Raw genomic sequence first — 12,964 nt, forward strand, 5'->3', positions numbered from 1 at the left:
GAACCGGAGGGGATGCCTCCAGTCGCCGGTCAGCCGCGCTGGGGTTCAAAACTCCACGTCGAGCTCTTCCAGCTCATCCGGCTCGGCAAGGGCGCCCTCAATCCACTCCTGCATCACGGGCAGCGCCATGATCCGGTCGCGATAGGCCGTGGTTTCCGCGTCGGCGGTGACGTCATAGGTGGTGAAGCGCGAGCACACCGGCGCGTACATGGCATCGGCGAGCGTAGGAGTGGCCCCCATCAGGAACGGCCCGCCATGGGCGGTGAGGCAGCCGCGCCAGATGGCCAGGATGCGATCGATATCCGCCTGGGCGCCGGCCCACACCTTGAAGCCGGGATAACGGGCCTTGATGTTCATGGGCAGCGCCGAGCGCAGATTTGCGAAGCCCGAATGCATCTCGCCCGAGATGGACAGGCAGTGGGCCCGCACCGCGCGGTCCGCCGGCAGCAGCCCCGCCTGAGGGAAAATTTCGGCCAGGATGGCGCCGATGGCCAGGGTGTCCCACACTGTGATGTCGTCCAGCACCAGGCGCGGCACCAGGAAGGAGGGGGACAGCAGCAGCAGCTCCGCCTTCGCGTCCGGATCATCGACCGGCACCCGCTCTTCCTCGAAGGCGAGGCCCGCCATCTTGCACAAGAGCCAGCCGCGCAACGACCAGGAGGAGTAATTCTTGCTGGAGATGGTGAGAGTTGCCATGTTTGCCATACGCCTCGGCTGTTCCACGGGCTTCGGGACGACACGGTGGCACCTCCGGCGCGCTCCGCCCCCGCCAGGTGCTGGCGAGGGGGGTGGGAGCGACAAACCTTCGGCCCCGGTGACGAAGCATGTTGCAATGCACCACGCCGCGCTTCAATATCTCTCTAACAGGTACAACTGAACTCGCGACCAGGAAAGAGCAAAAACGTCCCTGCGACAATAACTTAAGGTTTCGCTTTCGGCGCGATGTCGCTTAAGCTCGAAGGCGGAGCGGAAGGACGGTTCAGCCACATGATCGGGTGCCTTCTTCGTTTGGTGCTGCCGACCTCCGCCGGAGCCCGGTGGTGTAGGGAGCCATGATGTATTTGGCCTATCAGACCCAAGCCGACCTCATGCAGCCGCTGCGCTTTGCGGCGGGGCTCACGCGGCAGACCCTCAACGGTCCTCTCATCAATGGCTTCGCCCATGCCGGGCTGCGCCACATCTCCGCCGCCTGTGAGCTGGTGGAGCGCGCCGGCCTCAGTCACGGGCGCCCCGATTTCGGCATCCGTACCGTGGAGGTGGGCAACCAGGAAGTGCCGGTGACGGAGGAGAACACCGCCGTTCTGCCCTTCGGCACCCTCCTGCACTTCAAGAAGCAAACGGACGTGGCCCAGCCCCGTGTGCTGGTGGTGGCGCCCCTCTCCGGTCACTTCGCGACGCTCCTGGTCAACACGGTCAAGACCCTGCTGCCGGACCATGACGTTTATATTACCGACTGGCATAATGCGCGGGACGTGCCCCTGTCCGAAGGCCCCTTCGCCTTCGACGATTATGTGGAGCATGTGATCCGTTTCCTGGAGGTGCTGGGGCCAGGGGCCCACCTTCTGGCGGTGTGCCAGCCCTGCGTGCAGGCCCTGGTGGCCACCGCCGTCATGTCCCAGGACAACAATCCGGCAACGCCGCGCTCCATGACCCTCATGGCCGGGCCCATCGACTGCCGCATCAATCCCACGGCGGTGAACAAGCTCGCCACCACCAAGCCCATCAGCTGGTTCGAGCGCAATCTCATCTCACGAGTGCCGCGCGGGTTCGCCGGGTCGGGCCGGCGGGTGTATCCGGGCTTCCTCCAGCTCACCGCCTTCGTGAACATGAATTTCGGCCGCCACATGAAGGCGCACTTCGACCTCTACAACAGCCTGGCAGAGGGCGACGACGAAAAGGCCGAGTCCACCAAGAACTTCTATGACGAGTATTTCGCGGTGCTCGATCTGGATGCGGATTTCTACCTCCAGACCGTGCGCTACGTGTTCCAGGAATACCGCCTGCCAAAAGGTGAATTGACCTATCGCGGGCGTCCTCTGGACTTCGGCGCCATCCGGCGCACCGCATTGCTCACCGTGGAAGGCGAGCGCGACGACATCTGCTCCCTCGGCCAGACCGTGGCCGCCCAGGAGCTGTGCCGGAACCTTCGCCCCCACAAGAAGCGCCACCATATGCAGGCCGGCGTGGGTCATTACGGCGTCTTCTCTGGCCGCAAATGGGCGGGGCAGGTCTATCCCATCGTCCGCAACCACATCCTGGCCAGCGACTGAGCTTGATTTCCACCGCGGCCTGACACGCATTCCCAGCGAAGCGGGCCGCGGGCAGGAGATGCGCCGACCAACCTGGGTGGCATGTCCCCGCTCCATGAAACGGGACATGCCTTCGGCGGAACGCGGATACCGTCAGTAATCCCGCGGCCTCACGGATGCCGGGCCGCATTGTCCGGGTCCGCGCTCGCGCGGTCATCGGCGCTTCTGGCGCGCGCCGACTTCCCCCCCTGCATGCGTGCCGCCCCTGCCGAGCAGTGGAGCCGATGGCGCGCCGGGCACGGCGCGAGCGTGGAGAGGAATACCCCTGACCTCTTTGCGTCCGGCCATCAGCCGTGCCGGCACATTGCCATGCGGGTTCGTCCGCAGGCCGCGCGCGCCACAAGGGGCACAACTCCGACAGCCCCCTTCACTACCACGGGACGGAAGCACCGCGCCGCGCCGGGCGTAGACCGCCGAGCGGGACCGGCACGCGCGCCCAAACTCAGTCCGGCGCCTGTCGCAACGGCAGCAAAAGCAAGAAAACCTCAGAAAGAGGCGCGACAACGAATGAAGATATTATGACAACCCCGCATTGGTCGTGGCATTTTTCCGCTGCGCGGCCGCTGATATTGGAAATCCCAAAGCCGGCGGCAGTCATCACAACCGGAAACACGCAGCAGAGTTGTGACATCTGAAGGATTCAACAAGTCGATCAGGATCATTCGCACGCCGGCAGCGACCGAAATTTCATACCGCGCCTTCGAGGGCGCGGCTGAATGCCTGTTGACGGCACCGGTTTTCATCCTCCATGGTGCTCGTGTCCGGATAACGGGCATATTTCAGGAGGAGTGTTCCCTATTATGAGCGACTGGCCGGTACACGCGACGATCGACGGCCCCATCGTGATGATCGGTTTCGGATCCATCGGTCGCGGCACGCTGCCGCTGATCGAGCGTCATTTCGACTTCGACCGAGACCGCATGGTGGTGATCGACCCGGTGGCGGAGCACCGCACCTTGCTCGATGCCCGCGGCATCCGCTACATCCAGTCCGAGGTGACGCCGGAGAATTACCGCGAGCTGCTCACTCCCCTGCTCACCAATGGCGGCGGCCAGGGCTTCTGCGTGAACCTTTCCGTGGACGTGTCCTCAATCGCCATCATGGAGCTCACCCGCGAGCTCGGCGCGCTCTATGTCGACACGGTCATTGAGCCGTGGAAGGGCTTCTACTTCGATGAGAGCATGGACAATGCCGCGCGCACCAATTACGCGCTGCGCGAAAGCCTGCTCGACGCCCGCCGCCGCAATCCTGGCGGCACCACGGCGGTGTCCACCTGCGGCGCCAATCCGGGCATGGTGTCCTGGTTCGTGAAGCAGGCGCTGCTCAACATCGCCGCCGACACCGGCCTCGACCGGCCCGAGCCTCAGAACCGTGCGGAATGGGCCCAGTTCGCCCGCGCTTTGGGCGTGAAGGGCATCCACATCGCCGAGCGCGACACCCAGCGCTCTCGCAACCCCAAGGTGATGGGCGAGTTCTGGAACACCTGGTCCGTGGAGGGCTTCGTGTCGGAAGGGTTGCAGCCGGCCGAGCTGGGCTGGGGCACCCATGAGAAGGAGCTGCCCCCGGAGGCGCGCACCCATAACGAGGGCTGCGGCGCGGCCATCTATCTGCTCTCGCCGGGCGCCCAAACCCGCGTCCGCTCCTGGACACCGACGCCAGGGCCCCAATTCGGCTTCCTCGTCACCCACAACGAGGCCATCTCCATCGCCGACTATCTGACGGTGCGGGACGGCGAAAAGGTGGTCTACCGGCCGACCTGCCACTATGCCTACCACCCCTGCAACGACGCCGTGCTGTCGCTGCACGAGATGTTCGGCAATGGCGGCCACTTCCAGGGCAAGTGGAAGATCCTGGACGAGCATGAGATCGTCGACGGCATCGATGAGCTGGGTGTGCTCATCTACGGCCACGCCAAGAACGCCTATTGGTTCGGCTCCCAGCTCTCCATCGAGCAGACCCGCGAGCTGGCGCCCTACCAGAACGCCACCGGCCTGCAGGTGTCCTCCGCCGTGCTCGCGGGCATGGTGTGGGCGCTGGAGAACCCCAATGCGGGCATCGTCGAGGCGGATGAGCTGGACTTCCATCGCTGCCTCAAAGTGCAGATGCCCTATCTCGGCCCCGTCATCGGCACCTATACCGACTGGACGCCCATGACCGGCCGCCAGAAGCTGTTCCCCGAGGACATCGACCTCGAAGATCCCTGGCAGTTCAAAAACATCATCGTGCGCTGACCGCGGCGTCACCCATCACGGCCCCTCTCCACGCGGAGAGGGGCTTTTTTATTGGGCGCGCACAGAAGGCAGAGCGGAGCGAGGCGCCGGCGTAGGCGCCCCGCGATCTCGCGTTTCCTCGACTGCCGGCAAACAAAAGTCCCCCCTCCGCGCGGAGAGGGGACTCTTTTGGTCGCGCGCCGACGGCAAAGCAAAGCCAGACATGGACGGCGCCGCCCGTCAATCTCGCGTTTCTTGGGTCGTAAGCAAACGAAAGCCCCCGCTCCCGCACCAGAACCCGGAGCAAGGAGCCTCGGGGCACGGGTGACGGGGCAAGGGAGAGGGGCTGGCGCGGCATCGGCCAAGGCTGCGCGTCGGCGCCGGACAGCGGGCGAAGCGGAGGACCGCCTCGACGCCGCGGCGGCGGCCGACGCAAACCACCGGCCCGCGCGCAATCGCGCGAACGGGCGGCGGTGCGCGCGCCTCAGGCCGAGCGGCGCAGCTCGCCGGCGATGAGCTCGTCGAGGGAGGGGCGGGCGATCTCCACGCCAGTGGGGCTGATGAGGCCGCGGGCGCCATCGAGGGCGCCCGCCGTCAGCTCCAGGCCGAGCAGACGGTTGCGGTCGAACGGCCCCGGCATCCACAATTCGCCGGTCTTCTGCGCCGAAAAGCCGAAGCGCGCGTAATAGGGCGCATCGCCCACCAGAACCACGGCGCCATGGCCGCGCGCGCGCGCCGCATCCAGCGCCGTGCGCATCAGGGCGCCGCCCAGGCCGTCCTTGCGGAACCAGGGGTGCACGGCGAGCGGCCCCAGCAGCAGCGCCGCCTTGCCCGGGCCGGCGCAGACGTTCCACAGGCGAACGGTGCCCGCCAGACGCCCGTCCGGTCCATGGGCGGAAAAGGCGAGCCCTTCGGCCGGCAGCCGGCCTTCGCGCAGGCGCTCGGAGGACTTGGCGCGCCGATCCTCGCCCAGGCACAGGTCCAGCAGGACCTCGCGCGCGGCCACATCTTCCACGGATTCCAGCACAATGTCAGTCACCGGCACCTCCTGTGCCATAACCGAGACGTGAAGAATGCCGTCCCCGGCCGCGTCTGCGACCAGGCCGAAAACCCGGCTATGGGGACGGTGCGGAAGACGAGGGGAAAGCCCCCTCCTCATCGCCTCCGGACGGCGGATGCCGGTGCCGGAGGAGCCCGGACGCCAACGCGGCGCCGGACAACGGGCCAGCCTGCTAAAGGCGCGAAGCCGCCCACCCCACGCCACGCGCCGGGGAAGGTCGGAACTCACGCCGCGCGGGAAGCGCCCGAAACGGTCAGATCACGTAGGACTTCAGCGGCGGGAAGCCATTGAACGCCACCGCCGAATAGGTGGTGGTGTAGGCGCCGCAAGCCTCGATGATGACCTTGTCGCCGATGGCCAGCGACAAAGGCAGGTGCACCGGCGTCTTCTCATAAAGCACGTCGGCCGAATCGCAGGTGGGGCCGGCGAGGACGCAGGGCGCCGTGTCATCGCCATCGCGCGGGGTGCGCAGCGGATAGCGGATGGCCTCGTCCATGGTCTCGGCCAGGCCGCCGAACTTGCCGATGTCCAGATAGACCCAGCGCATGGCGTCGGTATCGGACTTCTTGGAGATCAGCACCACTTCCGCCTCGATGAGGCCGGCATTGCCCACCATGCCGCGGCCCGGCTCCATGATGGTTTCCGGAATGCGGTTGCCGAAGTGCTTGCGCAGCGACGAGAAAATGGCCTCGCCATAGGAGCGGGCGGCCGGCACGTCCTGCAGATAGCGGGTGGGGAAACCGCCGCCCAGATTGACCATGGAGAGGGAAATGCCCCGCTCCCCGCATTCGCGGAAGATGCGGCCGGCGGAGGCCAGCGCGCTGTCCCAGGCGTTCACGTTCTTCTGCTGGGAACCCACATGGAAGGACACGCCATAGGCCACGAGGCCCAGGCGGTGGGCATGCTCCAGCACCTCAACCGCCAGCTCCGGCTCGCAGCCGAACTTGCGGGAGAGTGGCCATTCGGCGCCCGCGCCATCGCACAGGATGCGGCAGAACACCTTGGAGCGCGGAGCAACGCGCGCGATCTTCTCGACTTCCTCGTAGGAATCGACCGCGAACAGGCGCACGCCGGCCTTGAAGGCGCGCTCGATGTCGCGCTCTTTCTTGATGGTGTTGCCGAAGGAGATGCGCTCCGGGCCGGCACCGGTGGCCAGCACCATGTCGATCTCGCCGGTGGAGGCGCAATCGAAGCAGGATCCCAGCTCTTCCAGGGCCTGGAGAATGGCGGCATCCGGGTTCGCCTTCACCGCGTAGAACACGCGGGTGTCGGGCAAAGCGCGGGCGAACGCCTGGTAATTGGAGCGGACCACATCGAGGTCCACCACCACGCAGGGGCCATCCTCTCGTCGGGTACGCAGGAATTCGCGGATGCGATCGGTCATGGTGTCCTCCCCGTGACCTGAAGCCAAGTGAAACGCGGAGAAGCCGCGCGCCGACAGGACGAACGGGACCGTTCCCGCCTTCAGCACGAAGGTGGGTTTTCTGGCCCATCCGGGGCATGCGCATGCGGCGAGGCGGCGATGTGGACACGCCGTCACGGCCGCGGGCCATACCCGCTTCGCCGGTCTCTCAACCGGCCGCATCATGGGACCGAACGGCAGCCGAACAGCTCGCAGGGGCGAAAGCCTCGCGAACTTGAGACGACTGCGCACGCTTGGAGAGGGAAATCCCGCTCCGCACGGCCGGCAAGATGTAGCGCCTCTTCAGTGTCGCCGACCTTTGGAGGGGCGGCTGAGACCAAAAAAGCCCTTACGTCGTTGCTTCAAGTCACGTCCCCCGCATTGAGGAGCGGGGTGGGCCGGTTCCCTCCGGCTATCGGTCGCCTGGCAGCTTTCCGGCCTCTTGTCCGGAGATCCTACCGACCGACACGCGACCACAGGCACGTGCGAATTTGGGCGAGGCGGGGTTTAGTGGATTCGGCCTGCCGGCGCAAGTGGCAATTTGATGAAAATCAAGGCGACGGCGGAACGGGAATGGCCCTACAATTTTGCGGTGCCCGCCCGCTGCCCTCACCCTCACCCACAGGCCCGCTGATGCCTCGGCAACATGCCCGACCGATCCTGCTCCCCGCGCTGATTTCGGCGGCGCTGCTGAGTGCGGCTTTCGCGCCGCAGGCGGCCGCCGTGGAGCCGGGCCGCCCGCCGGCGGTGGAGGGCTGGCTCCAGTTGCCACCCCGGAACGGGATGATGACCTTCCGTTGCCAGTCGGCGGCCTGCGGGGGATCGGGCGCCGTGCTGACGATCTTCCGCCATCATGAGGTACTGGCGAATATGACCGCGGAGATGTTCATGCGTCTCCAGGAAGAGAATAATGTCAGCGACAACGCCGCCAATCCCGGCGCCAAGTCGGTGGTGAGCCTGCGCTCGGTCACCAGTCTGGACGGAATCAACGTCTTCAGTGCCTGGCAGGAGCGGACCCAGCCCAATGGCGACAAGCTGTTCGTCGTCACCAGCCTCATCCCCGGCCCGGCAGCGACGGTGACGGTGGTGGCCATGGCCCGAACCCGGGAGCAGGTCAGCGCCAATTTTGATGCCTTCCTGCCTCAGCTCCCCGCGCTCACCCATTGAGTCGGCAGCCCTCGAAGGCCCCCTGCCCCACCGGACCCGCGCTCGATCGCCGCGCACCCCTCGCGCACCCTTGATTGGCATCAATACAAGGAGCAAGGTGGAATCATAATATGAAAAGAACGCAGGGTCGTTTTGCCGGCGATCCGCGCGCCGTCTGCAGGGTCCGGAATGAATTACGATCATTTCTTCGCTGACGCCATCGACGCTCTGCGCAAGGAGCGCCGCTATCGTACCTTCGCCGAGATCGAGCGCGACGCGCGCCATTTTCCGCGTGCGGTCTGGCATTCGCCGGGTGGCCCCCGCGACATCGTCGTGTGGTGCTCTAACGATTATCTCGGCATGGGCAGCCATCCCAAGGTGATCGAGGCCATGTGCGCCGCCGCCCAGGAGCGCGGCGCCGGCGCGGGCGGCACCCGCAACATCTCCGGCAACAGCCATGAGATCGTGATGCTCGAGCGCGAGCTCGCCGATCTGCATGGCAAGGAGCAGGGCCTGGTTTTCACCTCGGGCTACATCTCCAACGACACCGGCATTTCCACCATCGTGAAGCTCATTCCCGACTGCGTGGTGCTGTCCGACGAGCTCAACCACAATTCCATGATCGAGGGCGTGCGCCACGGCGGCCGGCAGAAGGCCATCTTCCGCCACAACGACCTTGAGCACCTGGAAGAACTGCTGAAGGCGGCGGGCGACCGGCCCAAGCTCATTGCCTTCGAGAGTGTCTACTCCATGGACGGGGACATTTCCCCCATGGCTGGCATCTGCGACCTCGCCGAAAAATACGGCGCCATGACCTATCTCGATGAGGTCCATGCCGTCGGCATGTATGGCGAGCGCGGCGGCGGCGTGGCCGAGCAGGAAGGCGTGATGCACCGCATCGACGTCATCGAAGGCACGCTCGGCAAGGCGTTCGGCGTGGTTGGCGGCTACATCACCGGCAAGCGCGTACTCATCGATGCGGTGCGCTCCTACGCGCCCGGCTTCATTTTCACCACGGCTCTGCCGCCGGCCATCGCCGCTGCGGCAGCCGCCTCCGTCCGCCACCTCAAGGACTCGCAGGCGGAGCGCGCGGGGCAGCGGGCGCAGGTAGCCAAGGTGAAAGCGGCGCTGGCCGCCGCCGGCCTGCCGCAAATGGAAACGCCCACCCACATCGTTCCGGTGATGGTTGGCGACGCCAAGGCCTGCAAGATGGCCAGCGATCTGCTGCTGGCCGAATACGGCATCTACATCCAGCCTATCAACTACCCCACGGTGCCGCGCGGCACCGAGCGCCTGCGCATCACCCCCACCCCGTTCCACGACGACGCCCTCATCGCCCATCTGGCGAAGGCGCTTTCGGATGTGTGGGAGCGGCTTGAGCTGCCCTATGCGGACCGCGTGGTGGAGCGCCCCGATTCGCGGCGCGTGGCCCTGGGCCCGGCGCCCATTCCGCTGCCGGTTGCCGGCGGCTGAAGGTTTCTTCTCCGAATGCAAAATGCCCCGGCTCGCCGGGGCATTTTCTTTTGGAGCCGCAGCCCTTAGGCCGCGGGCGCATCGACCACGAAGGCAGTGCCGGTTTCCACCAGCGTCTTGAGGCGCGAAAGCCCCTCCGGCCAGCCATGGACGACCGCCTTGGCGGTCGCGGTCTCGCCCGCGAACCCATCATGGGTCAAGGTGAGCTTGCAGGCGTCCTCGCCCACGGGCGTGATCTCCCAGGTCACGCGGGACGGCAGATCCGCCGCAACATCCGGCGCCCACTGAGCGGAAAACGTCATCACCAGACGGCGCGGCGGGTCGATCTCAACCAGCTTGCCCTCAATCACCCGGCGCTCACCCATGAAGTAGTCCCGCGCGCCACCGACACGCCAGTCAGTGCGGCTGGTCATGTTGAAGTGCTCATAGAGCGGCGTCTTGCTGTCGTCGGTCAGCACCGCCCAGAGGGCCTCCGGCGTGGCGCGGATGAAGAGCTCATAGACGTGGGTCGGCGCGGTGGACATGGGAATGCTTCCTTCTAGAAGAGCCTTCAAGTTCGCCATGCCCGCCACGTGGGGAGCGGCATAGCGCGAGATCCAGCGGTCACTCACAAGCTGGATGGGCGCCGGGTTGAGATAATGATGCTTCTCCCGGCCCACCTTGCGCGTCAGCACCAGATGCGCGTCCTCCAGCACCTTGAGATGCTTCATCACGCCGAAGCGGGTGAGCTGCGTTTGGCGCTCAAGCTCCCCCAGGGTCTGCCCGTCCTTCGCCATGAGAAGGTCGAGCAGTGCGCGGCGAACCGGGCTGGCAAGCGCAGCGAAGACGTCATCCATGCCGCTAATATGTGCCATCTTACTCACGTGTCAATATGGTCACCTATTGCACTAAGACCACAGCGCGCAGGGCGCGACGCGCGTAACCGCCAGCCCCGAACGCAAAGCGCCGCCGGATCTTTCGACCGGCGGCGCTTACGGCAACGGAAAAGGCGGAGCCTCACCCCTTGGCGGGCTGCTTCTTTTTGAAGGCGCCCTTGATGTTGTCCCAGAGTTCGATCTTCACGCCATTGCGCTTCATGATCAGCGCCTGCTGGGCCACCGACAGGGTGTTATTCCAGGCCCAGTAGATCACCAGACCAGCCGCGAAATGGGCCAGCATGAAGGTGAAGATGATGGGCATCCAGTTGAAGATGGCCTGCTGGGTCGGGTCCGGCGGGGCCGGATTCAGCTTCATCTGCACCCACATGGTGATGCCCATGATGATCGGCCACGCGCCCAGCATCAGATAGACGCCAACCACCGGAACCGATGCCGGATCCCACGGAATGAGGCCGAACAGGTTGAAGACAGTGGTCGGGTCCGGCGCCGAGAGGTCGCGGATCCAGCCAAAGAAGGGCGCATGCCGCATCTCGATGGTGACGAACAGCACCTTGTAGAGCGCGAAGAACACCGGGATCTGGATCAGGATGGGAAGGCAGCCTGCGACCGGATTGATCTTCTCCTTCTTGTACAGCTCCATCATCGCCTGCTGCTGCTTCGCCTTGTCGTCGGCGTAGCGCTCGCGGATGGCGGTGAGCTCGGGCTGCACGGCCTTCATCTTCGCCATGGAGGCGTAGGACTTGTTGGCCAGCGGGAAGAAGATGCCCTTCAGGATCACCGTCACGATGAGGATGGCGACACCGAAATTGCCGACCAGCTTGTAGATCCAGTCCAGCACCAGGAACAGCGGCTTGGTGATGAAGTAGAACCAGCCCCAGTCGATCAGCAGGTCGAAGCGATCGATATTGTAGCTGTGCTGGTAGCCATCGACCACCTGCACCACCTTGGCGCCCGCAAACAGCTGCGATTTCGTAGACACCGTGGCGCCCGGCTCCACCGTCTTCGGAGCCGCGAGGAAGTCGGCCTGGAAGGTCTGGGTGTTGCCCACCATGGCGCTGGAGAACTTCGCGTCATACTTCACGCTCTGGTCGGGAATGACCGTCGCGGCCCAGTACTTGTCGGTAATGCCCATCCAGCCGCCGGTGGCTCCGGAAAAGGCCTGCGGCTTCTCCTTGTCCATCTTGGCGTAGGTCACTTCCTGCAGGCCATTATCGCCCAGAACGCCGATGAGGCCCTCATGCAGAATGTAGAAGCCGGAGGTGTGCGGCATGCCGTGGCGCGAGACCAGAGCATAAGGATAGAGGGTGACGGCGGTGCCCGCCTTGTTCTCCACCTCGTCCTTCACGGCAAACATGTAATGGTCGTCGACGGTGAAGGTGCGGCGGAACGTGAGGCCCGCGCCATTATCCCAGGTCAGCACCAGGGGCGCCTCGGGCGTCAGCTTGCCGCCATTGGAGGTCCACAGCGTCTCGGGCCCGGGCACCTTGGCGCCGGCGCCGGCCGCAGCGGCCCAGCCGAACTCGGCATAAAAGGGGTTCGGCGCGCCCGAGGGAGAGAGCAGAACGATGTTCGGGCTCTTGGGGTCCACCGTCTCGTGATATTCGGTCAGCAGCAGGTCGTCGACCCGCGCGCCCTTGAGGGAGATAGAGCCCTTCAGGCGCGGCGTCTCGATGAGCGCACGCGGCGTGGCGTCGATGGCCTGCTCGCGCGTCAGGGCCTTGGTCGGGGTGGTGGAGCCCCCCGCCTGCGGCACGGAGCCGGGCGCCGGGGCGGCGCTGCCGGGCGCGGGCGTCGAGCTCTCGGCCTTCTGGGCCTCCTGCAACGCGGTGATGCGCTGCTGCTCCGCCGCCTGGCGCTGCCGCTCCGCCTGCGGCATGCCGTAGAAAAACTGCCAGCCGATGAGAATCACCACCGACAAAGCGATGGCGATGATCATATTGCGGTTGTCACTCATGCCGAATGGCCTCCGTCGGCGGATGGCGCCTGGGGGTCGGAACTGATTTTCGAATCGGAATGTGGGGCGTCGCCCAGGGCTGGCGCAACGCCCTGCGGCGATGCGCCTTTGGCGCCACCCTCGCGCATCTGGCGCTCGACGGGGCTGCGGGGTGTGCGCCTGGAGCCCCCGGATCGCGCAACGCGCGCGGGATCGTGGAGTTTGCGCAAAGCCTTGCCGAGATCACTCAAAAGAGCGCCGAATGGCGCAGCAAGCGCCTGCTCGCGCGCCACCAGCACATAATCATATCCGGGGCGCCCGGCATCGGGCACCACCTGTCGGGCCACCTCGCGCAAACGGCGGCGGATGCGATTGCGCACCACCGCGTTGCCGGTCTTCTTGGTGACCGTAAAACCGATGCGAACGTCACCGCCGTCGCCGCGATCGCGCCCCTGCAGAAGGAAGGCGGAGACGCCTGCGCGCTCCGCCTTGGCTGCCGCAAGGAAATCACGGCGTTTGCGGAGCTGATCCACGATCGGCACGGCTCCGCCCG

Annotated in this window: 10 protein-coding genes; 4 read left to right on the forward strand and 6 right to left on the reverse strand. The window is 65.7% G+C overall.

Annotated features, from left to right (window positions below; all coding sequences use genetic code 11):
* Positions 1-45: 45 nt before the first annotated feature.
* On the reverse strand, positions 46-696 hold the full coding sequence (locus tag L0966_RS18740; protein ID WP_370640782.1) for a glutathione S-transferase family protein: 651 nt from the start codon (positions 694-696) through the stop codon (positions 46-48).
* Positions 697-1,052: 356 nt separating this feature from the next.
* Between L0966_RS18740 and L0966_RS18745 the strand changes: the two genes are divergently transcribed.
* Together L0966_RS18745 and L0966_RS18750 are read left to right on the forward strand one after the other, a co-directional pair.
* Complete coding sequence (locus L0966_RS18745) at positions 1,053-2,270, forward strand: polyhydroxyalkanoate depolymerase (RefSeq protein WP_234053558.1); 1,218 nt, start codon at positions 1,053-1,055, stop codon at positions 2,268-2,270.
* Positions 2,271-3,109: 839 nt separating this feature from the next.
* The gene (locus L0966_RS18750) at positions 3,110-4,540 is read left to right on the forward strand and encodes a homospermidine synthase (RefSeq protein ID WP_234053559.1); all 1,431 of its coding nucleotides are present in this window, start codon (positions 3,110-3,112) and stop codon (positions 4,538-4,540) included.
* 463 nt (positions 4,541-5,003) lie between these two features.
* On the opposite strand, the gene L0966_RS18755 is transcribed toward L0966_RS18750, so the two are convergent.
* Both L0966_RS18755 and L0966_RS18760 read right to left on the reverse strand, forming a co-directional pair.
* On the reverse strand, positions 5,004-5,576 hold the full coding sequence (locus L0966_RS18755) for a GNAT family N-acetyltransferase (RefSeq protein WP_234053560.1): 573 nt from the start codon (positions 5,574-5,576) through the stop codon (positions 5,004-5,006).
* Between the two features lie 256 nt (positions 5,577-5,832).
* Complete coding sequence (locus L0966_RS18760) at positions 5,833-6,963, reverse strand: type III PLP-dependent enzyme (RefSeq protein ID WP_234053561.1); 1,131 nt, start codon at positions 6,961-6,963, stop codon at positions 5,833-5,835.
* A gap of 651 nt (positions 6,964-7,614) precedes the next feature.
* Here L0966_RS18760 and L0966_RS18765 point away from each other — a divergent pair.
* On the forward strand, positions 7,615-8,148 hold the full coding sequence (locus L0966_RS18765) for a hypothetical protein (protein WP_234053562.1): 534 nt from the start codon (positions 7,615-7,617) through the stop codon (positions 8,146-8,148).
* A gap of 168 nt (positions 8,149-8,316) precedes the next feature.
* Positions 8,317-9,600 carry a 5-aminolevulinate synthase gene (gene hemA / locus L0966_RS18770; protein WP_234053563.1) on the forward strand — a complete coding sequence of 428 codons (1,284 nt, stop codon included), beginning with the start codon at positions 8,317-8,319 and terminating at the stop codon, positions 9,598-9,600.
* Positions 9,601-9,665: 65 nt separating this feature from the next.
* On the opposite strand, the gene L0966_RS18775 is transcribed toward hemA, so the two are convergent.
* The 3 genes from L0966_RS18775 to rnpA form a co-directional block, all read right to left on the reverse strand.
* On the reverse strand, positions 9,666-10,454 hold the full coding sequence (locus tag L0966_RS18775) for an SRPBCC domain-containing protein (RefSeq protein ID WP_234053564.1): 789 nt from the start codon (positions 10,452-10,454) through the stop codon (positions 9,666-9,668).
* A 142-nt stretch (positions 10,455-10,596) separates the two neighbouring features.
* A complete protein-coding gene (gene yidC / locus L0966_RS18780) occupies positions 10,597-12,432 on the reverse strand; it encodes a membrane protein insertase YidC (protein ID WP_234053565.1) in 1,836 nt (611 codons plus the stop codon).
* Complete coding sequence (rnpA, locus tag L0966_RS18785; protein ID WP_234053566.1) at positions 12,429-12,953, reverse strand: ribonuclease P protein component; 525 nt, start codon at positions 12,951-12,953, stop codon at positions 12,429-12,431. The genes yidC and rnpA overlap by 4 nt, the downstream gene beginning before the upstream one ends.
* Positions 12,954-12,964: the final 11 nt, after the last annotated feature.

Origin of the sequence: Xanthobacter sp. NM-59 (assembly GCF_021401125.1) — a bacterium.
In the GTDB taxonomy this organism is placed as follows: Bacteria; Pseudomonadota; Alphaproteobacteria; order Rhizobiales; family Xanthobacteraceae; genus Xanthobacter.